Raw genomic sequence first — 24209 nt, forward strand, 5'->3', positions numbered from 1 at the left:
CAAGGGTGCGTATTGCCACGTTCGGGATCGGTAATCTCCGGTTCGCCGACCGTTCGCGGAGCCCGGAAACTCCGTTGCACCGCACCACCAGCATCGCTCAGGATGCTGGTATGAGCACGACGGGGGAGAACACGGGGGAGATCGCGGGGCGCGCTCTCATGGCGTACACGGGGGTTATGCCATGAGCGCGCGCCTGCGCGGCATCGCGCACCAGACCGAGCAGATCGTGGCGGCCGGGGGGTACCGCACGGCGGACGGGCGCGAGGTGTCCGTCGCGGACGGGATCGAGACGGCCCGGGCGGGCACCGGCCTGCACGGACCGGAGCCGGTGCGCATACCGGCGTTCTCTCCGGTGGACACGTTCATCGAGGTCACGGGCGAGAGCAGCCTGGAGGCCGCCCGCCGGCTCACCGGCCCGGTCGCGGTACTCAACTTCGCCTCGGCCCGCAATCCGGGCGGCGGCTTCCTGAACGGCGCCCAGGCCCAGGAGGAGGCCCTGTGCCGCGCCTCCGCGCTGTACACCTGCCTGCTGGAGGCCCGCGGCTTCTACGACCACCACCGCGCCCACCGCGACCCGTTCTACACCGACCGGGTCATCCACTCACCGGCCGTCCCCGTCTTCCGCGACGACAAGGGCACTCTCCTCGACGAGCCGTACACCGCCGGCTTCCTGACCGCCGCCGCGCCGAACGCGGGAGTCGTGCTGCGCACGGCACCGGAGCGCGCGGCCGAGCTGCCGGGCGCCGTCGCCGTACGGGCGGAGCGGGTGCTGGAGACGGCCGTGGCGCACGGCTACCGGCGGCTGGTCCTGGGGGCCTGGGGCTGCGGGGTCTTCCAGAACGACCCGGCGCAGGTCGCGGGCGCCTTCCACGCGCTGCTCGGGCCGGGCGGACGGTTCGCCGCGGCCTTCGAGCACGTGGTGTTCGGCGTCCTGGACCGCACACCGGGTGCGACGGTCCGGGACGCCTTCGTACGGGCCTTTCCGGAGCGCCGGCTCCAGAGCTAGCCCGTCAGGTCCAGCCGTAGCGCTCGTGCAGCCGGTGGCGGACGAGGTTGAAGCGCATCTGGTCGATCGCGCACGCCTCGCGGCGCATGCCGTCCTCGTGCAGGCGCAGGACGCGGTCCACGTCGACCCAGGAGTCACGGCCCGACTTGTCCCACGGGCCGTTGCCGATCGCCACCCACTCGCGGTCGGCGTCGTGCCGCTTGCTGGAGAGCTGCACGGCCAGCAGCGTCCCGCCGGGCTCACGGGCCACGACGAGCACCGGGCGGTCCTTGCCCCGGCCGTCGTTCTCCTCGAACGGCACCCAGGTCCAGACGATCTCACCGGGGTCCGGGTCCCCGTCGTGCGCGGGGGAGTACTCGGTACGCACCTTGCCGACCTCGCGCGGGTCGGCCTCGGTGGTGGCGGAGGGGCCGAAGCGGCCCGGGACGTTCTCATCGGTAAACGCGGTCACGGGGGGCACCTTAGAGGGTGTCCCCCGTGACCCGTACGTCAGCCTCCCGCTGACGTCACTTCTCGTCCTTCTCCACCGGCACCTTCTGCGACGGCGGTGCCACGCTCCCGTTGAGGGCCGAAGTCCCGTTCGGGGTCTGCCCGTTCTGGTTCATCGTGGCGAGCAGCTGGCGGGCGAGCCCGAGGCCCGTGCCGCCCATGGTGAGCGCCTTGGCGAGCATCTCCGCCATGCCGTCGGCCCCGTTGAGGACCACCATGTTGTCGACGCTGCCGAACGCGGACGCGCCGGCCCGCACGATCTCCGGCCAGTTCTCGGCGAGTTGCTGCGCGACCACCGCTTCCTGGTTCTCGGCGAGGGCCGCGGCCCGCGCCTTGATGGCCTCCGCCTCGGCGAGACCCTGGGCCCGGGTCGCCTCGGCGGCGGCCAGACCCTTCGCCTGGGCGGCTGCGGCCTCGGCCTCACCGGTGGCCCTGGTGGCCGTCGCGGCGGCGGCACCTCGTGCCTGGGTCGCCTCGGCCTCGGCGTTCGCGGCCGTCTTGATCCGGCTCGCCTCGGCCAGGGCCGCCAACTCGGTCTCCTTGGCCTTGGCCTGCGCGGCGGAGATCCGCGCGTCACGCTCGGCCTCGGCCCGGGCCCGGGTCTCGTACGCCTGGGCGTCCGCGGGCTTGCGGACGTCCGCCTGGAGCTGCTGCTCCCGGCGCAGGGCGTCGAGTTCGGCGATCCGGGTCTCCTGTACGACGACGTCCTGCCGGGCGGCGGCGTCCGCGAGCGGTCCGGCCTGCCGGGCCTTTGCCGCCGCCTTGTCGCGCTCGGCCTGGTAGCCGGCCTGGAGGATCTCGCTGTCCCGGGTGGCCTCCGACATCCGTGCCGCGGCCTTCTGTTCGGCCTCGGTGGCCAGACGGTTCGCCTCGGCCTGCGCGATACGCGCGTCCCGCTGCACGGCCGCCGCGTGCGGCATCGCGAGGTTCTTGATGTATCCGGTCGGGTCCTCGATCTCGTGGATCTGCAGCGAGTCCACGATCAGCCCCAGCTTCTCCATCTCCGTACCGCACGCGGCACGGGTCTGGCCGGTCAGCTTCTCCCGGTCGCGGATCATGTCCTCGACCGTCAACCCGCCCACGATGGACCGGAGATGACCGGCGAACACGTTGTGCACGCGCTCCGACATCATCTTCTGCTGGTCGAGGAAACGGCGGCCCGCGTTGGCGATCGACACGAAGTCGTCGCCCACCTTGAAGATGACCACGCCCCGCACCTTGAGCGGAATGCCCTGGGTGGTCACGCAGTCCACGTGCAGTTCGGTCTCGTTGAGGTCCAGCGAGATCTTGCGCACCGCCTGCACACCCGGCAGCACCAGCGTGCCGCGCCCCGTGACGATGCGGAACCCCATGCCCTCTTCGAGGCCTTCGGTACGGTGTTTCGAGCCGGAGATGATGAGTGCCTCGTTGGGCTCGGCGACCCGCCACATCGACTTGAACAGACCGATCAGTACGAGAACGGCGAGTACCGCCACCCCCGCTACGACGCCGATGACCATCGGCATACGCCCCCTTTTGATGGTGCCCTTTCGGCACCGAACGAAGGGAGTGTGCGCCTGTGCGACACCGGGGTACAGACGCTGACGGATCCTTGTTGCAATCTTGACGCATACGCCGCTGAAACGCTCTCACCTGCGAAGGAGGCGGCTCAACTGTCGTATGCCTGCGTGACGTAGACCGTCCTCGGCGGCAGGTAGTCCACCACCATCACCACGGTCCCCCGCTCGATCCGGTCCGTGCCGGTGGCGGCGTACGCGAGGAAGTGCTCGGCGCCCCCGCGCACCCGGACGATCACCTCACCTACGAGCCCGGGTCCGACCGTCCCGGTGACCCGCCCCATCAGCCCGACCATCGACGCGTCTTCCATGGTCACAGGGTACGGGCCGAACCCGCCTGTGCCGCCGGGGAATCCGTGTCGATCGGCTCCGGCCACCGCTCGTGCCAGCGCAGCTCCGCCTCCAGTTGGGCGGCCAGCGACAGCAGCAGCGGTTCGCTGTTCGCCGGGCCCAACAGCTGGGCGCCGACCGGGAGTCCGTCCGCGACGAACCCGGCGGGGACGTTGACGCCGGGCCAGCCGAGGATGTTCCACGGCCAGGCGTAGGGGCAGGCGGCGATCATCGCGCGGTCGGTGGCCAGGCCGTCCAGGTCGAGCATCGCGCCGATGAGCGGCGGGGGAGCGGCAGTTGTCGGGGCGAGGACCAGGTCGTACCTCCCGAAGAACGCGCCGAACCGGTCGTGCAGGGTCGCCTCGGCGCGCCGGGCCGCCCGCAGCGGGGCCCCGCCGAGCAGCCGGCCGAGGCGGGCGGCCTCCAGGGTGCGGCGGTCGAGGAGTCCGGGGTGCGGTGCCTCGCGGACCCGCTCGGCGAGACCGACGGTGGCCCGGGGGAGGAAGGTCAGCCCGATCTGGCCGTAGGGCGGATCATCCTCTACGACCGTGTGGCCCAACTGGGCCAGTTTCTCGGCGAGTTCGAGGACTCGAGCCCGTACTTCCGGGCGCAGCCGGGCGGGTAGCGCGGTGAACGGCGGTTTCAGGGAGAGCGCGATGCGCAGTCGGCCGGGGTCGCGCCCCACGGCCTCGGACATTCGCAACGTGGGCGGCCGGTGCGGGTCCTGGGGGTGATTGCCGCTCGCCGCGTCCAGCAGCAGGGCCGCGTCCGCGACCGTACGGGCGAGGGTGCCGTTGACGGTGATGCCCTGGAAGGACTCGCCGCGCGGCCAGGTCGAGATGCGTCCGCGCTGCGGTTTGACGCCGATGAGGTGGGTCCAGGCGGCGGGGATGCGCACCGATCCGGCGCCGTCCGAGCCGAGCGCGGCCGGTACCAGTCCCGCCGCGACCGCCGCCGCCGAGCCGCCGGACGAACCCCCGGGCGTATGACGGGAGTTCCAGGGGTTGCGGGTCGCGCCGAACGCGGGTCCCTCGGTGAACGGCCACTGTCCGAGCTCGCAGGTGTTCGTCTTCCCGACGATGACGGCACCGGCCGCCCGCAGCCGCCGTACGGCTTCTCCGTCCTCGGCCGCCGGCGGGAACTCGCCCCGGCAGCCGAACGCGGTCGGCTCGCCCGCCACGTCCGTGTCGTCCTTGACGGCGACCGGCACGCCGATCAGCGACTTGCGTACTCCGGCGGCCAGTTCGCGGTCCGCGGCGTCGGCCTCGGCGAGCGCCGCCTCCCGCCGTACGATCCGAAAGGCGTTGAGGGAGGCCTGAGTTGCCTCGATCCGGGCCAGTGCCCGTTCGGTCAGGGTGCGTGATGTCACCTCGCCCGCGGCCAGCGCGCGGGCGGACTCGGCGAGGCCGGCGGAGCGGTCGGGCGTCATGGCGGCACCTCCGGAGCGGGTGGTCTGCCGAACGGTAACGGCAGTACGCCCGGTGTGGTGCGGTTGCGGCAACTTCCCCCGTGGCGTGCACGGTTGACGGATCGCCACAGGCTTCCCACAGAGATCGTCCGGCACTGCACAAACCATTGACGTGTTCCTGACTCACCCCTACCTTCTGATCGAATTCACGAACCACGTTCGACATGGCGAACGTCCGAGTCTCCGGGAGAGCCGCCCGTGACCACACGTCCCCCCACCCCGTCCCGCCGCGCCCTGCTGCGCGCGATGGCGGCCCTGCCCGTCTCGGCACTCGTCCTGGGCGAGGCCCCCGGACTGCTCGGCACGGCCCTGGCAGCCGCCCCCGCCGCCGGCTACGCCACCCGGTACACGATCGTCCCGTTCCTCAACAGCGACGACGGCACCGTCAACGTCTACCAGTCCGACGACGCCACCGACTTCCGCCTCGTCCAGGCCTCCGCCTACACCCCGCCCGGCAACCGCATCCGCGACGCCAGCGTGTTCAAGCACACCGACGGTTACTACTACCTGACGTACACCACCCACACCTGGGAGGACGTCAGCACCACCATCGGCTTCGCCCGCAGCACCGACCGCGTCAACTGGACGTTCCTGTACGACTACACGGTCCCGATCACCAACCTGTCCCGCGCCTGGGCCCCCGAGTGGTTCGTCGACAGCGACGGCAGTGTCAACGTCATCGTGTCCTGCTCCACCACCGACGACGAGTGGATCTTCACCCCGTACCGGCTGCAGGCCGCCAACTCCGCGCTCACCGCCTGGAGTTCACCGGTCGCGCTGTCCGGCATCGGCTCCAACCACATCGACACCTACATCGTGCGCATCGGCTCGACCTACCACGCGTTCACGAAGAACGAGACGGCGAAGTACATCGAGTACGGCACCGCCTCCAGCCTCACCGGTCCCTACACGATCTCCAAGACCGGCGACTGGGCCGGCTGGGGCAGCTACCGCGAGGGTCCCTCGGTCGTCCAGCTCGACAACGGCGGCTGGCGGATCTTCTTCGACGGCTACGGCGACGGCAACTACTACTACAGCGACAGCTACGACACCTTCGCGACCTGGTCCGCGCCGACCGCGCTGACCACGCTCTCCGGTACGGCACGCCACTTCACCGTCATCAAGGAGACGGTGTCCGGCGGCCCGAGCCTGGCGACCGGAGTCACCCGCTCCTTCCAGTCCGTCAACTACACCACCCGCTACTGGCAGGAGGTGTCCTCGCTGCTCAACCTCCCGGTGGTGACCAGCGCCGGCACCACCGCGCTGAAGCAGGCGTCCACGTTCACCGTCGTCGCCGGCCTCGCCGACGCGACCGGCTACTCCTTCCGGGACAGCGCGGGCAACTACCTGCGCCACTACGACTTCCGGGGCCGCTTCGACGCCAACGACGGCACGACGACGTTCGCGAAGGACGCCACGTTCTACGCCCGGACCGGCACCACGACCGGCTCGCTCCGCTTCGAGTCGTACAACTACCCCGGCCACTACCTGCGCCACTACAACTACCAACTGCGGGTGGACCCGACCGACGGCACGGACCTCTTCCGTACGGACAGCTCGTTCGTGCCGGTGACGGCCTGGGCCTGAGTGAAGGCGGTGCTCAGTCGGTGAGGCCCAGCGCCCCCGTCGCCTGGATCGCCGGCCAGACCTCGGCCAGCGCCCCCGCCGACGTCAGGTCGCGGTGGGTGAGGGTGCCGAAGCGGCGCAGCCGGTAGGCGAGGGTGTTCGGATGGATGTGCAGGGCCGCCGCGGCCGTGTCGGTGCGGCGGTCCCGCTCCACCCAGGTACGGGCGGAGACCAGCAGCTGCGAGTCGTGGGCCGCGTCGTAGCGCAGCACCTCGCCGAGCACATGCTCGACCAGCGCCGTCAGGACGGCCGGGTCGTCGGGCAGCCAGCGGCCGGTCGCGTCGTCGCCGTAGCGGACGACGGGACGGCCCGACTCCATCGCCTTGGAGACCGCCCAGAGCGCCTCGCGCTGGGCGACCCGCAGCGCGGCTCCTGGTAGGAAGGGGCGGCTCATCCCGGCCGCCACGCCCGGCAGTTCACCGATGGCGACGGTCAGCTCCGGCGCGCCCAGGACATAGCGGTCCTCGCCCCGGGTGAGCAGCAGATGGGAGTGGTCCGGCAGCGCAGCAACGCCTCGTCGGTGGTGTGGCGCACCACGAGGAGCACGGTGTCGCCGTCGATCGCGTGCCGGGCGATCCTGCGGCGCGCGGCCTCCGGGTCGAGGACCTCCTGAAGGAGTTCGGCCGAGGTTTCCGCGCCCTCGCGGCGCAGCGTCTCGCGTTCGTTGCGCACCATCGCGAGGCGCAGTGCCGCGACGGTGGCGATGTGCTGGGCGACGGCGAGACCGGCGGGCTGGGCGCCCTGCCGTTCGTAGGCGACGCGGAGGTAGCCGACCGCCAGCGCGGGACAGTCCTCGAACAGCTCGCCGTCGACCAACACCGTGCGGATGCCGGGCAGTTGCGAGGACACCCCCATCTCCGGGTCGTCGGCGAGCTGCCCCGCCACGGCTTTCAGCGCGTAGGGAGCACCGGCCCCGAACCCGGCGGCGGTGTCCCGCACGAGGGCGGGTATCTCGACGTCCACGGTCCGGCGCTCCTTGCGGTCGGGGAAGGGCGATGCGCCCCACACCCTGGGACGCCCACGACACTCGGGCCGCGAGCCCCGCCCAACTCATCGGGAACGCGCGGCCGTTGGCCACCGAACCGTGCGGTCCGGTCGCTACGACGGATCGTGCGGGCGTGGCGCTCCGGCGCGGGCGTCGCCGACGGTGACCGGCTCCCGGTGTCTGCGGGTCATGTCCTGGGGGGTGGCCCGCAGCGCGAGGGCGCGGGGGTAGACCGCCTGGAGCAGCGGGCCCGTCATGGCGGTGGTCAGTACCGCCATGACCACCATCAGGGAGTACAACCGCTCGTCCAGGATGCCGAGTTGGCGGCCGATGCTGAGGATGACGAGTTCGGTGAGGCCGCGGGTGTTCATCAGGACGGCCAGCGCGGAGGAGATGCGCCGGTCGAGACCGTTGGCGTAGGCGCCCGCGTACGCGCCGGCGAGCTTGCCGCCCACCGCCACCAGGAGGATCAGCGCCAACTCGCCGAGGTCGGACCAGCCGAGCCGGGACAGGTCCACCTGGAGGCCGGCGACCAGGAAGAACACCGGGAGCAGCAGCACGTTGTTGACGAGCCCGACCCGTTCGTGCAGATCGGCCCGCAGCCGCTCCGACCCCGAGCGCGGGACGACCGCCCCGAACAGGAACGCCCCGAAGATGAAGTGCAGCCCCATCCACTCGGTCGCGGCCCCCGACACCAGCAGCCCGGCGAACGCCGTGGCCAGCAGCACCGCGGTCGGCTGCCCGGTCACCCCCGGCCGCTTCAACAGCCGCCCCAGCAGCCACCGTACGGGGTAGAGCATCAGCAGCAGATACGGCAGGAACAGCAGCGCCCGCTCGGGATTCCCGCCCGGCGCGACGATCGCCACCACCACGGCCAGCAGCGACCAGGCCAGTACGTCGGCGAGCGCGGCGCAGCACAGCGCCAGCGCGCCGAGCGGGGTGTGGTCCAGGTTCCGGTCGGTCAGGATCCGGGCCAGCACCGGGAACGCGGTGATGGACATGGCCGCGCCCATGAAGAGGACGAAGCCCAGATGGTTGGGGCTGGGATGGTCCCGCAGGAGGCAGGTGCCGAGCGCCATGCCCAGGCCGCACGGCAGCAGCAGCGAGGCCAGGGAGACGGAGGCGGCGATCCGGCCGGTGCCGCGCACCATGCCGCGGTCGAACTCCAGGCCCACCAGGAACATGAAGACGGCGACCCCGACATCGGCGAGGGCCGTCAGGAACGGCCGGATGTCGGTCGGCAGCAGCGCCCGTGAGACGGCGCCGTCGAACAGGGTGGGGCCGAGCAGGATGCCGGCCAGGATCTCGCCGACGACCGGGGGCTGGCCGAGTCTGCGCGCGAGGGTGCCGAACAGGGCCGCGGCGACGATGACGACGGCGAGGCCGGCCAGTAACGCGGATGCTTGGGAGGAGGTCATGGCGCGAAGGACTCCTTGTGCCGGGGCGCCGCTACGGGCGCCGGGCGGTGTCGAAACGGAAGTCGACGACCTGGGCGTCCGGTTGTAGTGGCGGGCCGGGAAACACAATGACAACCCGCATGGTTTTCCTTCCCTGTTGAGGTCCGCGGTGGTGCCCTGGATTGTGTGGCGCCTTGCATCGGCAGGATTTCGCGAGGGTCGAATCGGTGTTTGGCCCGGCCGAAATCGTGCCACCTCAAACCGAAGCGACGGCGCCAGTCCTCCCACGACATCGGCACTGCGTTAAGGGGAGGGCAAGCGTGGACGGATTGTTCCCGAGCGCGTCGCCGCGTTTCGGCCAGGCAGGCGTCGAGGAGTTGACGGGTGTCGGTGCCGATGCCGTAGCGCTCCCTGCCGCTCTTGGCGACGGCGGGCAGGGTGCGGAACGACCGGGGCGCGGTGTCCACGGGGCTGTCGAAGGTCGGGCAGCGGCCCGGGGGCGGTCTGTCAGGGCGGACAGGTCCAGCGGATACGTCTCGAACCGACCCGCCAGCTGCTCCAGCCGGTTCCGCCACTCGCACAGCCCGGCGACCACCCGGTCCAGGGTCGCCTCCGGTGTGTCCACCGAGTGCGAGGGACAGCACCAGCTGCGGACCGGCCCGCCGTCGAATTCGCCCTCGTCGTGCGCCCACCGCCGGCCCACGGCCCAGCCGCCGTAGTGCTCCGCGAGGGCATGCGACATGGCGTCGGCCCTGGGCCGCGCCGCCGACCCGCTGCCGAAGGGGTGCCGGGCCGGGTCCGCCTCGTCCCAGCTCAGGGCTCTCGGGTTCAGCTCGGTCGGCACCGCGCAAGCCGCACACCCGCCCGGTGCGCGCTCAACCGAACTGGCTCCGGGCGCGGCCCGTCAACGCGGCGTCGCCGACGGCTCGTTGGGGAGGGCGGCCCTCGGAGGTCCGTCGGCGGTCGCGCGTAGCGTGGGTTCGTTGCGCAGTCGTACGAAGGTGATGGCCAGGGCGACCGCCTGGACGGCGGCGCAGCACAGGACGGCCGTGCCGAGGTGGGCCGGCGGGGTGAGGGCGACGAGGATGCCGGCCACCGGGAACGGCAGCAGCAGGAGCAGCATGGTCAGGGAGAGCGTGGTGCCGAAGGCCGTGGCAGGGATGACCAGGGAACGCAGGGTGCGCAGTACGACGGTGAGGCCGCCGTCGCCCGCCATGAACAGCGCGACGAGGACCGTGTACGCGGCGTAGGACGGGGCCTGCGGGAGAGCGAGGCAGGCCGCCGAAGCGAAGGTCGCGCACACCACCCCCACGCCCCACAGGTCGAGCCGGCTCAGCGCGAGCCGGCAGCAGGTGACCGCCAGCAGGGTCGCCGCCGCGGCGGCGGACCACAGGGTGCCGACATCGGCGGAGGAGCGGCCGAAGTTCTCCACCACGATCACGGGGCTGGCCGACTGGAGCAGCCCGAGCGCGAGATTGGAGCAGGCCAGACCCGCCACCAGCCAGCGCAGGGAGGGCAGTCGGCGCAGCATCCGCAGCCCGGTCCGCAGCCCGCCGGGTGTCCGCTCGCCGTCCGGCCGCGCTGAGCGCAGCGGGGTGGGCGGGGTCTGCAACCCGAGCACGGCGGCCAGCAGGGACAGCGCGGTCAGACACCCGAGCATCCAGCCCGGTCCGACCAGCAGCAGGAAGCCCGCGAGCAGGGGGCCGACCAGCATGGCGGTCTGGTCGATGCCGATGAGGACCGACTGCACTCCGTGCGGCCGGTGTTGGGCCCGCCGGGTCACGATCGCGCCCACCGCCTCGTTGGCGACGAAGCTGAACTGGGTGAGCGTGCCGGTCACCGCGGCCAGCACCAGCACGGTCACCGTCTCGGCGGTGCCGCGCGGCAGCACGGCCAGAGTGACCGCCGCCCCGGCCAGCACCAGGGCCCGCAGCAGCGAGGCCAGGAAGCAGACGATGGCCGCGCCGCGCCGGTCCACCACATTGCCGGCCAGCACGAACGCGGCGATCCGGGGAGTCCACTCCAGCGCGAACGCCAGGCCCGTGAGCGACGGGGACCGGGTGATCGTCAGGACGAGGAGCGGCATGGCGTATGTCGACATCGAGAACGCCAGGGCGTCACTGGTGCGGGGTGCGTATATCCGTCGGAAGAGACTGCCGGACGGAACGGCTGCATGGCGACCGGCGGGCGGCCGGTCCTCGTGCAGGGTCATGGCCACGGAGCGGAGGGCTTTCGGTGAGGCGTATCACGGAGGGGAAACGGGCGGCCCCCACCCACGGCGAAAGGAATTCACGGAGGGTGGGGGGCAGGGGAAAACGCCTACTGGCAACGGCAGTTGAGGCGTGAAATATATCGCAGCCGAGGGGATGGGCATATCCCGCGCGCACATCTCCGCACGTTCTGTGCAAGGGATTCGCGGCATTCCCGATGCCGATATCGGAAGTGTCCGCAGATTCGTGGCCCAGGGACCGAAAGGGAAGCCCTCACGCTCGTGTTTTCGTGGCTCCGCAGGCCTGGGAGGGTCCGGAGCGGAGCCTCTCCCGCAGAGCACCTGTCAATGAGGTGATGAAATCACGACGTACGGGCGTGTGGGCAGGGGAGATGTTCAGTTTCCCCACCCTGGACAGTGATGGTGTCACCTGTCAATATGGTCACGTGGATGAGTTCGTGTTTGTGAGCGGCCGGCTGTGTCTCGACCTGGCGGGCACCCGGCTGTGGCGCCGCAGTCTCCGTACCGAACTGCTGGGCTCTCCGGACGACTTGCGGCGCTGGATCGGCGCGGCGGGACTCGTCGACGATCCCGGTGTTGTGGACGCCCGGGCGCTGGAGCGGGTCCGTCGGCTGCGCGAGGCCGCCTACACGCTGGTCCGCAACTGGCCCCTGGGCGACAGCCCGGACAATTCCGTCGAGGAAGCTCTCGCGGAGGTGAACGAAGCGGCTCGGCTTCCGCTGCCCAGGCATCAACTCGACACGTCGGGGCGGGTGTCGCGCACCGGTGGCGTGGACGAGGTGCTCGGCGCGGTCGGCCGGGACGCCGTGGATCTGGTGGGTTCGCCCCAGTTCTCGCGGATGAAGGAGTGCGCCAACGACGAGTGCACGCGGCTGTTCGTGGACCTGTCCCGCTCCGGCGCCCGGCGCTGGTGCGGGATGGCGGAGTGCGGCAACAGGCACAAGGCCGCCAGCTACCGGCAGCGGAAGAAGGAGCGGTCCGGGGTGTGACCCGGCGTGAGGTCGTTCTGCTCCTGCGCGTTGTCGGGCGCGAGGGCACGGGTGAGGCCGGTCAGAATGTCCTCCAACACGCCGTGGGACGTGGCGAAGTTGAGCCGTAGAAAGCCGTCGGCGCCGGGTCCGAAGGGGCTGCCGCCGTCCAGGAGGACGCCGCCGGTCGCCAAGACCCGTTCCACGGGCGGTCGTTCGAGCCTCAGTGCGCGGGCGTCGATCCAGGCCAGATAGGTCGCCTCCGGCAAGTGGTGGCGCAGGTGCGGCAGTCGGGAGCGCAGCACCTCATGCACCCGGCGGCGGTTGCGGTCCAGGACGGTCAGCAGCTCGCGCTGCCACGCGTCGCCGTCCCGCCACGCGGCCTCGGTCGCGACCACGCCGAGCGGGGACACCGTGCCGTACAGGTCCGGGGGTGGGCGTCGCGCAGCGCGAGCAGCCGGTCCGGGCCGTAGTGCGTGACGGCGCAGCGGATCGCGGCGAGGTTGAACGACTTGGTCGCGGATGTCAGTGTCACGGTCCTGCGGGCCGCGTCGGGGGAGAGGCTCGCGAACGGGATGTGCCGGTGCGGGGCATGGACCAGTTCGGCGTGGATCTCGTCGCTGACGACCAGCAGGTCGTGCCGCCGGGCGATGGCGGCGGTCTCCTCCAACTCGGCGCGGGTCAGGACCCGGCCCGTCGGATTGTGCGGGTTCACCAGCACCAGGACCTTGCAGCCCGACCGTTCGACCGCGGCGTCCAGCGCGGCGAAGTCCATCCGCCACCCCTCGTCGGTGTCCTCCATCGGGACGGGCACGGCCACGCGCCCCATGGTCGTCAACGTGGCAAGGAACGGCGGGTAGTTGGGGGTCTGGATCGCGACCGCGTCGCCCGGGCCCGTCGCCAGGTGGAGGACGAGCTGGAGGCACTGGATCAGGTCGGTCTGCTCGCGTACCCGGTCCGCGTGCGCTGTCCAGCCGTAGCGGTCGGCCATCCGCCGGGCGAAGGCGGTGCGCAGCGGGCTGCCGTCGGGCCAGTCCGGGTAGCCGAGGTCGCGCCGCTCGACGGCGGCGCGCAGCGCGTCGGTCACGGCCGGAGGCACCGGGAAGTCCATGTCGGCCACCCAGGCGGGCAGTACGTCCGGCGCCGGGCGGTGCCACTTCACACTGGAGCGGGCGCGCAGCCGGTCCCGGTCCAGGTCGTCGAAGCCGGGCAGCCGGAGAGTCTCCGTGCTCATGAGGAAGCTCCCTGCTTCAGCAGATCGCGGGTGATCTGTATCTGGCCGTGGTGCTGGGCGAGTTCTTCGAGGACGTGCAGTTGCACGCCCGCCACGCTCAGCGGGCGGTCCGGCCCCTCGAAGTCGGCGGGCGGTGAGTTGCGCGGCACCGACGTGGGGGTGACTGGAGCGAGGTCGGCCGCCAACTGCTCGTGCAGCGCGTCGACTTGCCTGCGCAGGTCGCCCACGCGTCCCGTGGCCGTGAACTCGGCGGCGCGGTCACGGTCGACCTCACGCCCCGCGACGACGTGACCGGTCCAGTAGTCGGCGACCGCCGCACAGTGGTAGGCGATCGCGTAGACGGAGTTCGCGCCGGGCAGCGGCGGGCGGGTGTTCCCCAGGTCGTCGCCCAGTTCCTCCAGCACGCCGAGCATGCCGTCGAAGACGCGCCGCAGGAAGTACAGGTACTCGTTCTGATCGTGCACGGCAGGGATTCCTCATCGATGGGCCGTGTCACCGCTCTGTGTGGTGACGTCGTCAGGGTGATGCATGCCGCGTCACCTGTCAATGAGGTAACCGATGCGAGAAATGTGCAGGCAGGTGCGAGATGGGTGGGTGTATACGTGTGGGAACGCGAGATGCACTCACCGCATTGACAGGTGATTTGCGCATCAGTTCAGAGGGGAAGGCTCTAGACGAGCAGCAGGTGCACACCCTGATGTGGCCCACCGCGTCCGGGCTTGTCGTGGGGCTCCCCTGTCATGGGCTGGCCATGTCCCGCCCACCGCCTGGCTGTCTGTTACGCCTCGGATGTCCCCAGCGGCCGGGTGAAGTGCCTGGCCCCGGCCGGCACGAGCAGCGCCAGCGCGGCCGGTGCCGCGTACGCGAGCCGGAACTCGCCGGTGGAACCGAGGAGTCCGCTCACCGCGCCGCCGATGAGGACGCCCGCGTAGTTGAAGAGGTTCAGCCGGGCCAGGACCGCTTCCGCGGCGGCCGGGCGCAACCGCGCGGCGGAGGCCAGACACAGTGGGCCCAGCACCGACGCCCCCAGGCCCACCACCCCGGCCGCGAGCACGGCGAACGGCCAGCCCGGAGCCATGGCCATGCCCGCCAGCGCACCCGCCACCACCAGGGCGGCCGTGCGCACGACGGCGACGGTCCCGACCCGCTGCACCAGCCGGTCCACGCTCGCGCGGCCGACGACCGTGCCGGCCTGGTACGCCGCGTACGCCATCGGGGCGACGGTGAGCGACGCGGCGAGGGTCCCCCGCAGATAGACCGCCGACCAGGCGGAGACCGTCGAGTCCACGACGTAGACGACCAGCAGGACCAGACCGAAGGGGAGCAGGCGCAGCCACAGCCTGCGCCCCAACGGCGGTTGCACGGACGGCACTTGGGAGGAGGGAAGGACGTGCGTGCGCAGACAGCAGGTGACGAGCAGCAGGATGCCCGCCTGCACTGCCAGGCCGTCGCCCACGGGCAGGTCGAGTCGGGCCGCCCCGGCGGTGAACAGGGCCGCGAGCACACCGCCGACGCTCCACGCCGTGTAGAAGGACCCGAAGACGCTCCGGCCGTAGGCGCGTTCGATCGCGGCGGCCCGGGTGTTGATCCCGACGTCGAGGCCGCCGATCGCGAGGCCGAAGAGGACGTACGCGCAGACGGCGGTCTGCGGGCCGGGAGCCCAGCCGATCAGCGTGAGCGCGACGGCCGCCGTCAGCAGGGCGCCACGCATCGTGGCGACGGGACCGGCGACACGGACCGAGGCCAGTCCCAGAAAGCTGCCGGCACCCGCCGCCAGGGCCACTGCGACCAGCGTGCCGGTCGTCACGAGCGGGGACAGCCGCAGATGTTCGGTGACGGCGGGGACGGTCGTGTACACGGCGGCGACGGACACACCCTGCGCGGCGAACGCGAGGGTCGCCACCCTTCTGGCGGCGGGGTGCTCGACCCGCGCCCGGCCTGGAGCGCTGACTGACATGCAGGGACCGTAGTCAGGCGGTGCGGGACGGACGCAGGACACCGGGGGCCGTTGAGGGGACCTCGGCGGCCAGCGGACGCGACCGGTGCGGCCCGCGTGCTTACGGTGGTCGCCCACGAGGAGGTGAGTGCGATGTTCCCCGACCCCGCCCCGGCGGACCCGCACGGGACCAGCCGCAGCACATCGGCGACGATCCAGCCGAACATCCTGCGCTATCTCGTCACCGTCGCCGACGAACGCGGCGTCGACCTGCGACCCCTGCTGAGCCGGGTCGGACTGGACGAGACGCTGATGCGGTCCGCCGCGCTACGGGTGTCGTACCGGCAGGGCAGCGCGGTGATCCGACGCGCGGTGGAGCTCACCGGCGACGAGCGGCTGGGCCTGAAGGTCGGCGCGGCGCAGCACCTCACCGCGTGGGGCCTGCTCGGCTTCGCGCTGCTGGCCGCCGACACCCTGCGCCACGCCATCGAGACCGGTGTGAAGTACCAGAACCTCTCCGGCGCGATGACCGTGTGGTCGACCGGCGTCGACGAGGACGGCGCCTTCGTGCTGCGCGCCGACCTCCCCGATCCCGCCGTCGAACCGAGCGTGGCCTCCTTCCTCCTCGAGGAGGGGCTCGCCTCCGTGGTCACCTTGTCCCGACTGGCCATCGGCCCGGACTTCGCCCCGCGCGTGGTGGAGTTCTCCGCCCCGCCACCCCGTCAACGCGACCTGTACGGCACCCTGTTCGGCTGCCCGGTCCGCTTCCGCGCCCCGGCCGACCGCATCGTCATCGACCCCGCGTGGGCCCGCGCCCCGATGCCCGGCCGCGACCCGGTGACGTACGCCTCGACCCTGGAGACACTCGATGCCCAACTCGCCTCCCGCACCGGGCAACAGGACCTCCTCGAAGTGCTGGAGGTGTCCGTCGCGCAGAGCCTCCCGGTGATCCCGTCCTTCGGCGAACAGGCACGACGGCACGCGACCAGCGAGCGGACCCTGCGCCGACGACTGGCCGACTGCGGCACCACCTACGAGGCACTGACCGAGGGCGTACGCCGGGAGCGTGTCGAACAGCTGCTGCTGCGCCCGGAGTTGACGCTGCGTGACATCGCCCACCGGGCGGGCTTCTCCGACGAACGCGCCCTGCGCCGCGCGGTACGCCGCTGGCACGGCACCTCCCCGGTCCAGCTGCGGGAGCGGCTGCTTTGGGCGGCGGCGCACCGCGCATGACGGGTCAACGGGTGCGGATCCAGACCGTTTTCTCCCGCGTCCACTGGTCGAAGGCGTTCGTCGACTTCTCCGCGCCGCCGAACCCGGACTGCTTCCAGCCGCCGAACGGGGTGGTGATGTCCCCCTCGCTGTAGGAGTTGACGGAGACCACGCCCGCCTCGATGCCACGGGCCAGCCGCAGCGCGGTGTCGAGATCGCGGGTCCAGACGGAGGCGGCGAGCCCGTACTCGGTCGCGTTCGCCATCCGTACCGCCTCCTCCTCGGAGGCGAAGGTCTCGACGGTGACCACGGGACCGAACAACTCCCTTGTGAGTACGGCGCTTTCGGCGGGGGCGCGGGTGATCACGGTGGGCGGGTAGTAGGCGCCGCGCGCGGGGAGCCCGTGGGGGAGTCCCGCCGTGTGGATCTGGGCTCCGGCCGCGCGGGCTGCGTCGACGGCTCCCGCGACCCGGTCGAAGGCGGCCCGGTCGATGAGCGGCCCCTGCTGGGTCCGCGGATCGGTCGGATCGCCGACGACAAGGTCCCGCGCCGCCGCGGTGAACCGCTCCACGACCTCCTCGGCGATGCTCCGGTGCACCAACACCCTTGAGCCGGCAGTGCAGTTCTGCCCCATCGTCAGGAACGCGGCCTCGATCATGTCGCCGATCAGCTCGTCGCCGTAGGAGAGCGCGTCGGCCATCAGCACCTGGGGGCTCTTGCCGCCCATCTCCAGGGAGACGCGTTTGAAGTTGCTGTCGGCGGCGGCCCTGAGGACGCGGCGGCCGGTGGCGGTGGAGCCGGTGAAGGAGAGCGCCCGGACGAGGGGGTCGTGGGCGAGTGCGGCGCCGGCCTCCTCGCCGTAGCCGGGCAGTACCGTGAGCACGCCGTCGGGCAGGCCGGCCTCGGTGGCGAGAGCGGCCAGGTGGAGGGCCGAGCGCGGGGTGGCCTCGGCGGGCTTGACGAGGAGGTAGTTGCCGGCGGCCAGCGCGGGGCCGACCTTCCAACTGGCCATCGCCAGCGGGTAGTTCCACGGCAGGATCGCCGCGCCGACACCGACCGGCTCGCGGGTGACCAGACCGAGGCCGTCGGGTCCGCCCGGCGCGAGGCGGCCGAAGACCTTGTCGGCCGCCTCGGCGAACCAGCGGACCGCCTCGATCGCCCCCGGCACGTCCCCCGTACGGCACTCCGTGATCGGCTTGCCCGCGTCCTCGCAGTCCAGCCGGGCGAGGAGTTCGGCGTCCCGTTCCATCAGGTCGGCCAGCCGCAGGAGTACGGCGCTCCGTTCGCGGACCGGCAGCCGCGACCACACCCCGGAGTCGTAGGCGAGCTGGGCCCGTTCGGCGGCCTTGGTGACGTCGTCGGCGCTCGCGGCGGGCAGGGTGGTGAGCGGCTCGCCCGTGGCCGGGTCGACGACGGTCAGCGTCTCGTTCCTGGTCATGCCTCCTCCACCAACTCCCAGCGCCCGTCGGTCTGTCGGGCCAGCCCGCGCCTGCGGAGTTCCTCCAGATAGCGGGCCATGCCGCGGTCGCCGCGCTTGCGGAACAGGGGGAAGATCCGGGGCAGCAGGTTCGGTACGAGCATCGCGCACCGGACCAGACGCGACTCGCCGGACCGGGGGTACGCCTCGAGGCGTGGCCTGTCCAGCAGGCTGACGACGGCCGCGACGACGTTCGCGGGCTGCTGTGGCGGATCCTGGAACTGCATGGAGTTGCCGCCGTCCACGGCCTCCTGGCGCAGCATTCGGGTGTCGGTCGCCGAGGGCAGCACCGACCCGGCCAGGATGCCCTTGCTCCGCAGATCCAGGCCGATGGCGAGCATTGCGCCGCGCAGCCCGAACTTGGACGCCGTGTAGATCGGGGTCTCGCCCAGCGGGAAGATCCCGCCCAGGGAGACGGTGGTGACCACCCGGGCGTCCCGCGAGGCCTTCAGCAGGGGGATCGCGATCCGGGTGGCGACCAGCGGGGAGGTCAGATTGAGGGTGATCTCCTGCTCGATGCTCTCGACACTGCGCGCGTCGAAACGCTCCGAGCTGGTCATGCCCACGTTGTTCACCAGCACGTCGAGCCGACCGTGGACCTCGGCGACCCGCTCGAACAGCCCCTCCAGCTGGGCACGTTGACTCAGATCGCAGCCGATGCCCGCGTGCCCGGCACCGGGCAGTGCGGCGGCCACCTGCTCGGCCCGGACCCCGTCGATGTCCACGACGACACAGCGCGCGCCGCCCGCCGCGAAGCGTTGGCACAGCGCGCTGCCGATACCGCCCGCGCCGCCGGTCACCAGCACGACCTTGTCGGTGAAGTCGAACCGCCTCATGCCGCCGTCCCCACCCGTCGCGGGGACCGCACCGGCGGCGCCTGGCCCTCGGTGCGCCAGCCCAGCTGCCGGGCCACCCTGCCGAGGTACTTCACGAACGCCCCGCTGTCGACATAGCCGGTGTGCCGGGGCGAGGCGACGAACTTCAGCCCGCCGGACAGATCCGGCCGGTCGGCGCGGATCATCTGCGTGAACCGCTCGGCGTTGGCCAGCCCGTGCCGCGCGTCGTGCAGATACCCGGCGATCAACTGCGCCTGCATGTCGAAGAGTTGGTACGCCCCGGAGTTGGTCTCCACGAACCCGATGCCGAACAGGCCCAGGTGCTCGCGCGAGAACGACGACAGATACAGGTCGGGATGCTGTTCGTCGCCGAAGTACCGCTGCGCGACCGGGACTTTGTGGACGAAGCCGGTGGCCAACAGGATCAGGTCGAAGTCGTCGCTCGTGCCGTCCGTGAAGTGCACGGTGCTGCCCTCGGCACGGGCGATGCCGGGCCGGGCGGTGATGTCGCCGTGCTGGAGATGGTGGATCAGCATCGAGTTGATGGCCGGGTGCGTCTCGAACAGCTTGTGGTCCGGCTTCTGCAGGCCCAGCCGCGTCGGATCGCCGTTGACGATCCGCAGCAGGCCGCCGAAGACCCGCTGCGCCAGCCACATCGGCAGATGCGGACCGCTGTTGGCGATGGTGTCCACCGGCCGCCCGAAGAGATGCTTGGGGATGAACCAGTAGCCGCGCCGCATGCTGATCACCGCACGGTCCGCCGCCCGGGCCGCGTCGCACGCGATGTCACAGCCGGAGTTCCCCGCACCCACGACCAGCACTCGCCTGCCGCGCAACTCCTCCGCGCTGCGGTAGCCGACCGTGTGCCGGATCTCCCCACTGAACTCCCCAGGGATTTCAGGGATGTTGGGATGCCACTGCGAGCCCGTGCACACCACGACCTGACCGTGCAGGCTCTCCCGCCCGTCGGCCCGGAGGACCGTCCAGGTGCCGTCCGCGTTCTTCTCGACGCTCTCCACCCCGACACCGAACTCGATCCGCTCCGTCAGCCCGTAGGCGTCGGCGAAGGAGCGCAGGTACGACAGGATCTGCCGGTGCGGCGGATAGTCCGCGAAGTGCTCGGGCATGGGGAATCCGCTGAAGCCCGACAGGGTCCGGCTGGAGATGAAGTGCGCCGACTCGTACATCGGGCCGCCCGGATTCTCGATGTCCCAGATCCCGCCGAGACCGGTGTGCCGCTCCAGATGCGTGTACGGCAGCCTCCGCTCGCTCAGCGCCCTGGCGACCGCCAGCCCGGCGGGCCCCGCCCCGATCACACACGTGTCCAACTGGCTTTCCGTCACGAGCCTGCCTCCTCGGTCGTCCCGTTTCGCGGGTGGTGCAGGAAACGTATGCACCCGTCGTCCTGCGGGAACTGACCCGCGCGGCCAGGGACGGGACCTCGGCGGCCGGGGACCTCGGACCGTGCCGGATACGGGTGGGGCGGATGGGAACTCCGGGCAGTGACGGGCCGTTACGCGAAGACAGATTCCCCCACCGCATCGCCGCCCCCGCTCACCCCCTCGTCCCGGAGGCCCGAACGATGACCCGGATCCACCCCCAGCCCAGCCGGCGCGCCGCCTTAATCGGAGGCGCCGCCCTGACCGCCCTCGCCGTCACGGCCGGCACCGGCACGGCACGCGCCAACTCGTCGACCACCGGGGCCAGTTGGCCGACGGAGTTCCCGCTGCCCAACGGCTGGCTCCCCGAGGGCATCGCCATCGGCAGCAGGCCGTACGCCTATATGGGCTCCCGCGCCAACGGCGCCATTTACCGCACCGACCTGCGTACCGGCGAGGGCAAAGTCCTCTCCGAGGGCGCCACCGGCCTGGTCTCCGTCGGACTGAAGCTCGACCACGACGGCCTGTTGTACGTCGCCGGCAGCACCGGAGCCGCGCGAGTCGTCGACTCCCGCACCGGCGAGATCCTGACGACCTATCAACTCACTGCCACCACCGGCCACTTCATCAACGACATCACCCTGCTCGGCGACCGCGCCTGGTTCACGGACTCCCTCGACGCCGTGCTCTACGGCGTCCCCCGCGGCCGCACGGGCGAGGTCACAGCCCTGCCGCTCTCCGGCGACTGGGTGCAGACTCCCGGGGTGAACAACGCCAACGGCATCGTCGGCACCCCGGACGGCCACAACCTCATCGTCGTCAGCAGCACCCCCGGCAAGCTCTACCGGGTGTCCCTCAAGACCGGCGCCGCCACGGAGATCGTCCTCAGCGGGGCGACCGACGTGGCAAACGGCGACGGCCTGTTCCGGATCGGCCGGACGCTGTACGTCGTCCAGAACCGCCTGAACCGGATCAGCGTGTTCGACCTCGACGCCGAGGTCAGCACCGCGACCCTGCGCACTACGATCACCGACCCGCGCTTCGACGTCCCCACGACCGCCGCCCGCTTCGGCAACCGGCTCTATCTGGTCAACGCCCGCTTCACCAGCCCGCAGACGCCCGACACGACGTTCACCGCCGTCGCCGTGTCGCTCTGACGCGACAGCGGGCGGGGCTCCCTTCGCGAAGAGGTGCGAAGGGAGCCCCGCCGCTAGGTGAATCAGCGGTTCGGTGTCGGGTCAACCGCCGCTTCGACAACCGCCGTTGTGGTGGCCGTGCCGGCGACCGGAGTCGTCGTAGAAGCAGCCGTCTGCCGCGGGCGGAGCAGCAGCACGCAGACGAGTGCCGCGAGGAGCGTCAGCGACCCGGCCACCACCAGGCACAGCCGCATGCCGTCCAGGAACGAGTCGCCGAGTGCGCCGAGCGCCCGCCCGGTGTTCACGCCGAGGTTCATATGGGCGACGGCGCCCAGACCGCCGGCGTCGGCTGTCTCCACGACGCTGCGCTGCGTCGCACCCGTCACCCCGGCGTCGGCCAGGTGGCCGGGCAGGGTGTCGAGCGCCTTGGTGGTGAGCAGGGCGCCCAGGACGGCCGGGCCGAGCGCGCCGCCGACCTGCCGGAACGCGTTGTTGCCGGCCGCCGCCATCCCCGCCTGCTGATACGGCACGGAGGCCACGGCGGTCGCGGTCATCGGCGTCAGGACGGTCCCCATGCCAAGACCCAGCAGCGCCAGCCGCCAGGCGATGGAGCCGAACGAGGTGCCGGCGTCGACGCCGGTCAACGAGAACAGCGCGCCGGAGATGACCAGCAGCCCACCGGTGATCAGGACGCGCGGGGCGACCCGGTGCATGAGCCGCCCGACCGGCTGGCCGACCACGATCGCCGCCGCGGTGACCATGAGCAGCCGCCAGGCCGCTCCCAGCGTGTCGAGCTGCTGCACCAGGCCGAAGTACAGGCTGAGCAGGAAGAAGAAGCCGATCAGCGCCAGGAAGGTGATCATCGCGACCAGGGTGGTGGCGGTGAACGCCGGGCTGCGGAACAGCGTCAGATCCAGCATCGGACTCTCGCTGCGCCGCTCCGCGAACACGAAGGCGGCTGCGCCGGCCACCGCCGTGAACAGGGCCACCATGACCTTGACGTCCGTGAAGGAACCGGCGCCGCCCTCGATCACGCCGTAGACGAGCGCGGTGATGGCGAGGGTCGCGGTCAGCTGGCCGGGCCAGTCCAGCTTCCGGCCGTGCGGGACGCGTGAGTCGGGGAGCAGCCGGGCGGCGAAACCCATCGCGATCAGCGGGACGGGGACGGACAGCAGATAGATCCAGCGCCACGAGGTGTGGTCGAGGATGACGCCGGCTATCAGCGGGCCGATCGCCAGCGCGGCCATGAGTGCGGTCGCCCACAGGCCGATGAACTTGCCGCGTTCCCGGTGGTCGGGCACCGCGTGGCTGATCAGCGCGAGTGTGGTGGGCAGCAGGGTCGCGGCCCCGAGACCGGCGAGCGCCTGGCCGATCCAGAGCACCTGTACCGACTGCGCGCACAGCGCCACGGCGGCACCTGCGGCGGCGAACAGCAGGCCCGCCTGGAACACCTTCTTGCGGCCGTGCACATCGCCGAAGACACCGGCGGTGAGGATGAACGCGGCCATGGGCAGGACGAACGCGTCCTGGACCCATGACAGTTGGGCGGTCGACGCGTTGAGCGCCGCCTGGATCGCGGGCAGGCTCACGGCGACCGTGGTCACCGGCAAGTAGGCGACGAAGACGCCGAGGCAGGCCATGACGAGGGTGGCCGCCCGTCGGTCGGCCGTCCCGCTCGCCGGGGTCGTGACGTTCACGGAGAACTCTCCTTCTCGACTGCGGTGCTCTCGAACGAGCACGCGCCTCAGGATCGGCTCCGCCATGGACAATCACCAACGTGCGATCGAGAGGCGACCGGAAACCTCCAAGTCACTCGGGATCGGTGTCAGACTTTCCCCATGACAGACGCAGTCGACGGAAAAATCCTCCGCGCCCTGCAGTGCGCGCCACGGGCCTCGTTCCGGCTGATCGGCGAGGTGGCCGGGGTCTCGGAGCAGACGGCGGCCCGACGCTTCCACGCGCTGCGTCGTGCCGGGGTGATGCGGGTGGTCGGCCTCGTCGATCCTGCCGTCCACGGCGACGCGCGCTGGGTGGCCCGGATCCGCTGCCGCCCCGACCGGGTCGGCCCGCTCGCCGACGCGCTCACCCGACGGCCCGACATCGCCTACGCGGGGCTCGCGTCCGGCGGTTCGGAGATCATCTGTGTCATCAGCGCACCGGTCCACGTACCGCGCGACGACGTCCTGCTCCGCCAACTGCCCAGGTCGGCATCCGTGTTGGACGTGAGCATCGACCTGCTCATCCATCCCTTCGGCACACAAGGGCGAAGCGACTGGACGGGATACGGCGGCCACCTCACGCCCGATGAGGTGCGACACGTCATGGGCGACCGGCCTTCCGCTCCCGCCGGACCACCCGTGCGCCTCACCGAGGAGGACACTCCGCTGCTCGACGCCCTCGCGGAGGACGGGCGCGCCACGCACACCCAGCTCGCCGACGTCACCGGTTGGTCCACGGCCCGCGTGGCCCGCCGCCTCGACGCCCTGGAGAGCTCGGGTGCCCTCGTCTACGACGTCGAACTGCTCGCCGCGCGCCTCGGGTTCGCGCTGAACATCACCCTGTGGCTGCGCGTCGCCCCGGCCCGCCTCGAACGCGTCGGCGAGGAACTCGCGGGCCACGACGAGGTCGCCTTCGCCGCCGCCATCAGCGGCGACTCCAACGTGATGGCCATCGTCGTCTGCCGCGACACCGAGGACCTGTACCGCTACCTGACCACCAAGGTCGCCGCCGTCCCGGGCATCGACGGCTACGGCGTGAGCATCCGCGTCCACACCCTGAAACAGGCCACCTCGCTCATCTCACGCGGGCGGCTGGTGCCCCCGGCGTTCGCGTAGGGCGGCCCGGGCGCACCGGCCCGGGGGGGGCCGCCGGGGGGGGGGGGGGGCCGGCGCCGGCCGCGCGCGGCGACCTCGCGGCGCACGTCGAGGGGGTGGGTGGGTTAAGT

Annotated in this window: 22 protein-coding genes; 6 read left to right on the top strand and 16 right to left on the bottom strand. The window is 71.6% G+C overall.

Annotation, left to right across the window (positions count from 1 at the left end):
• Positions 1-181 precede the first annotated feature (181 nt).
• Entirely contained in the window at positions 182-1006 is an 825-nt protein-coding gene (locus tag ACFXC1_RS02515) for a TIGR02452 family protein (protein ID WP_381237690.1), read from the top strand.
• Between the two features lie 4 nt (positions 1007-1010).
• Here ACFXC1_RS02515 and ACFXC1_RS02520 read toward each other — a convergent pair whose 3' ends face one another.
• From ACFXC1_RS02520 to ACFXC1_RS02535, 4 genes are all read right to left on the bottom strand, one after another.
• Complete coding sequence (locus ACFXC1_RS02520) at positions 1011-1457, bottom strand: type II toxin-antitoxin system PemK/MazF family toxin (RefSeq protein ID WP_019068365.1); 447 nt, start codon at positions 1455-1457, stop codon at positions 1011-1013.
• A gap of 55 nt (positions 1458-1512) precedes the next feature.
• Entirely contained in the window at positions 1513-3000 is a 1488-nt protein-coding gene (locus ACFXC1_RS02525; protein WP_381237693.1) for a flotillin family protein, read from the bottom strand.
• A 143-nt stretch (positions 3001-3143) separates the two neighbouring features.
• Positions 3144-3362 carry a hypothetical protein gene (locus ACFXC1_RS02530; RefSeq protein ID WP_381237695.1) on the bottom strand — a complete coding sequence of 73 codons (219 nt, stop codon included), beginning with the start codon at positions 3360-3362 and terminating at the stop codon, positions 3144-3146.
• A 2-nt stretch (positions 3363-3364) separates the two neighbouring features.
• Positions 3365-4810 carry an amidase gene (locus ACFXC1_RS02535; RefSeq protein WP_381237698.1) on the bottom strand — a complete coding sequence of 482 codons (1446 nt, stop codon included), beginning with the start codon at positions 4808-4810 and terminating at the stop codon, positions 3365-3367.
• A 237-nt stretch (positions 4811-5047) separates the two neighbouring features.
• Between ACFXC1_RS02535 and ACFXC1_RS02540 the strand changes: the two genes are divergently transcribed.
• Complete coding sequence (locus ACFXC1_RS02540) at positions 5048-6436, top strand: glycoside hydrolase family 43 protein (protein WP_381237701.1); 1389 nt, start codon at positions 5048-5050, stop codon at positions 6434-6436.
• A 13-nt stretch (positions 6437-6449) separates the two neighbouring features.
• Here ACFXC1_RS02540 and ACFXC1_RS02545 read toward each other — a convergent pair whose 3' ends face one another.
• The 4 genes from ACFXC1_RS02545 to ACFXC1_RS02560 form a co-directional block, all read right to left on the bottom strand.
• On the bottom strand, positions 6450-6881 hold the full coding sequence (locus tag ACFXC1_RS02545; RefSeq protein WP_381237704.1) for a PucR family transcriptional regulator: 432 nt from the start codon (positions 6879-6881) through the stop codon (positions 6450-6452).
• A 26-nt stretch (positions 6882-6907) separates the two neighbouring features.
• Positions 6908-7438, bottom strand: coding sequence for a hypothetical protein (locus ACFXC1_RS02550; RefSeq protein ID WP_381237707.1), 531 nt, complete (start codon positions 7436-7438; stop codon positions 6908-6910).
• Between the two features lie 135 nt (positions 7439-7573).
• Positions 7574-8878 (bottom strand): cation:proton antiporter, encoded by a 1305-nt coding sequence (locus ACFXC1_RS02555; RefSeq protein WP_381237710.1) that lies wholly within the window; start codon positions 8876-8878, stop codon positions 7574-7576.
• A gap of 883 nt (positions 8879-9761) precedes the next feature.
• Positions 9762-11069, bottom strand: a complete 1308-nt coding sequence (locus ACFXC1_RS02560) for an MFS transporter (RefSeq protein ID WP_381237712.1) — start codon at positions 11067-11069, stop codon at positions 9762-9764.
• A gap of 443 nt (positions 11070-11512) precedes the next feature.
• On the opposite strand from ACFXC1_RS02560, the gene ACFXC1_RS02565 reads away from it, so the two are divergent.
• A complete protein-coding gene (locus ACFXC1_RS02565) occupies positions 11513-12076 on the top strand; it encodes a CGNR zinc finger domain-containing protein (RefSeq protein ID WP_381237715.1) in 564 nt (187 codons plus the stop codon).
• Here the strand turns inward: ACFXC1_RS02565 and ACFXC1_RS02570 are convergent.
• The 4 genes from ACFXC1_RS02570 to ACFXC1_RS02585 all read right to left on the bottom strand — a co-directional run bounded on the left by ACFXC1_RS02570 (position 12040) and on the right by ACFXC1_RS02585 (position 15246).
• The gene (locus ACFXC1_RS02570) at positions 12040-12453 is read right to left on the bottom strand and encodes a beta C-S lyase family protein (protein WP_381237718.1); all 414 of its coding nucleotides are present in this window, start codon (positions 12451-12453) and stop codon (positions 12040-12042) included. The two genes, ACFXC1_RS02565 and ACFXC1_RS02570, sit on opposite strands and share 37 nt — an antisense overlap.
• Complete coding sequence (locus ACFXC1_RS02575) at positions 12396-13289, bottom strand: MalY/PatB family protein (RefSeq protein WP_381237721.1); 894 nt, start codon at positions 13287-13289, stop codon at positions 12396-12398. Before ACFXC1_RS02575 ends, ACFXC1_RS02570 begins: the two co-directional genes overlap by 58 nt.
• Positions 13286-13753 carry a DinB family protein gene (locus tag ACFXC1_RS02580; RefSeq protein ID WP_381237724.1) on the bottom strand — a complete coding sequence of 156 codons (468 nt, stop codon included), beginning with the start codon at positions 13751-13753 and terminating at the stop codon, positions 13286-13288. The genes ACFXC1_RS02575 and ACFXC1_RS02580 overlap by 4 nt, the downstream gene beginning before the upstream one ends.
• 314 nt (positions 13754-14067) lie before the next feature.
• Positions 14068-15246: an MFS transporter gene (locus ACFXC1_RS02585; protein ID WP_381237727.1), complete on the bottom strand. Its 1179-nt coding sequence runs from the start codon at positions 15244-15246 to the stop codon at positions 14068-14070.
• 132 nt (positions 15247-15378) lie between these two features.
• On the opposite strand from ACFXC1_RS02585, the gene ACFXC1_RS02590 reads away from it, so the two are divergent.
• Entirely contained in the window at positions 15379-16458 is a 1080-nt protein-coding gene (locus ACFXC1_RS02590; protein ID WP_381237730.1) for an AraC family transcriptional regulator, read from the top strand.
• A gap of 4 nt (positions 16459-16462) precedes the next feature.
• On the opposite strand, the gene ACFXC1_RS02595 is transcribed toward ACFXC1_RS02590, so the two are convergent.
• The 3 genes from ACFXC1_RS02595 to ACFXC1_RS02605 are packed head-to-tail and all read right to left on the bottom strand — an operon-like array spanning position 16463 to position 20093.
• Entirely contained in the window at positions 16463-17875 is a 1413-nt protein-coding gene (locus tag ACFXC1_RS02595) for an aldehyde dehydrogenase family protein (RefSeq protein WP_381237733.1), read from the bottom strand.
• Positions 17872-18750 (bottom strand): SDR family NAD(P)-dependent oxidoreductase, encoded by an 879-nt coding sequence (locus ACFXC1_RS02600; RefSeq protein WP_381237736.1) that lies wholly within the window; start codon positions 18748-18750, stop codon positions 17872-17874. The genes ACFXC1_RS02595 and ACFXC1_RS02600 overlap by 4 nt, the downstream gene beginning before the upstream one ends.
• Positions 18747-20093, bottom strand: a complete 1347-nt coding sequence (locus ACFXC1_RS02605) for a flavin-containing monooxygenase (RefSeq protein WP_381237739.1) — start codon at positions 20091-20093, stop codon at positions 18747-18749. The genes ACFXC1_RS02600 and ACFXC1_RS02605 overlap by 4 nt, the downstream gene beginning before the upstream one ends.
• Positions 20094-20332: 239 nt before the next feature.
• On the opposite strand from ACFXC1_RS02605, the gene ACFXC1_RS02610 reads away from it, so the two are divergent.
• Positions 20333-21286: an SMP-30/gluconolactonase/LRE family protein gene (locus tag ACFXC1_RS02610; protein ID WP_381237742.1), complete on the top strand. Its 954-nt coding sequence runs from the start codon at positions 20333-20335 to the stop codon at positions 21284-21286.
• Between the two features lie 62 nt (positions 21287-21348).
• On the opposite strand, the gene ACFXC1_RS02615 is transcribed toward ACFXC1_RS02610, so the two are convergent.
• The gene (locus tag ACFXC1_RS02615) at positions 21349-22962 is read right to left on the bottom strand and encodes an MFS transporter (protein WP_381237745.1); all 1614 of its coding nucleotides are present in this window, start codon (positions 22960-22962) and stop codon (positions 21349-21351) included.
• A 141-nt stretch (positions 22963-23103) separates the two neighbouring features.
• On the opposite strand from ACFXC1_RS02615, the gene ACFXC1_RS02620 reads away from it, so the two are divergent.
• Complete coding sequence (locus ACFXC1_RS02620) at positions 23104-24099, top strand: Lrp/AsnC family transcriptional regulator (RefSeq protein WP_381237748.1); 996 nt, start codon at positions 23104-23106, stop codon at positions 24097-24099.
• Positions 24100-24209: the final 110 nt, after the last annotated feature.

This window comes from Streptomyces hokutonensis, assembly GCF_042751305.1.
Classification (GTDB): Bacteria; Actinomycetota; Actinomycetes; order Streptomycetales; family Streptomycetaceae; genus Streptomyces; species Streptomyces hokutonensis_A.

Excerpts from the sequence above, each read along its gene's own strand:
- ACFXC1_RS02600 (WP_381237736.1), bottom strand. The coding sequence starts at position 18,750 with ATGAGGCGGTTCGACTTCACCGACAAGGTCGTGCTGGTGACCGGCGGC.
- ACFXC1_RS02525 (WP_381237693.1), bottom strand. The coding sequence starts at position 3,000 with ATGCCGATGGTCATCGGCGTCGTAGCGGGGGTGGCGGTACTCGCCGTT.
- ACFXC1_RS02555 (WP_381237710.1), bottom strand. The coding sequence starts at position 8,878 with ATGACCTCCTCCCAAGCATCCGCGTTACTGGCCGGCCTCGCCGTCGTC.
- ACFXC1_RS02515 (WP_381237690.1), top strand. The coding sequence starts at position 182 with ATGAGCGCGCGCCTGCGCGGCATCGCGCACCAGACCGAGCAGATCGTG.
- ACFXC1_RS02535 (WP_381237698.1), bottom strand. The coding sequence starts at position 4,810 with ATGACGCCCGACCGCTCCGCCGGCCTCGCCGAGTCCGCCCGCGCGCTG.
- ACFXC1_RS02530 (WP_381237695.1), bottom strand. The coding sequence starts at position 3,362 with ATGGAAGACGCGTCGATGGTCGGGCTGATGGGGCGGGTCACCGGGACG.
- ACFXC1_RS02585 (WP_381237727.1), bottom strand. The coding sequence starts at position 15,246 with ATGTCAGTCAGCGCTCCAGGCCGGGCGCGGGTCGAGCACCCCGCCGCC.
- ACFXC1_RS02560 (WP_381237712.1), bottom strand. The coding sequence starts at position 11,069 with ATGACCCTGCACGAGGACCGGCCGCCCGCCGGTCGCCATGCAGCCGTT.
- ACFXC1_RS02590 (WP_381237730.1), top strand. The coding sequence starts at position 15,379 with ATGTTCCCCGACCCCGCCCCGGCGGACCCGCACGGGACCAGCCGCAGC.
- ACFXC1_RS02575 (WP_381237721.1), bottom strand. The coding sequence starts at position 13,289 with ATGAGCACGGAGACTCTCCGGCTGCCCGGCTTCGACGACCTGGACCGG.
- ACFXC1_RS02610 (WP_381237742.1), top strand. The coding sequence starts at position 20,333 with ATGACCCGGATCCACCCCCAGCCCAGCCGGCGCGCCGCCTTAATCGGA.
- ACFXC1_RS02620 (WP_381237748.1), top strand. The coding sequence starts at position 23,104 with ATGACAGACGCAGTCGACGGAAAAATCCTCCGCGCCCTGCAGTGCGCG.
- ACFXC1_RS02595 (WP_381237733.1), bottom strand. The coding sequence starts at position 17,875 with ATGACCAGGAACGAGACGCTGACCGTCGTCGACCCGGCCACGGGCGAG.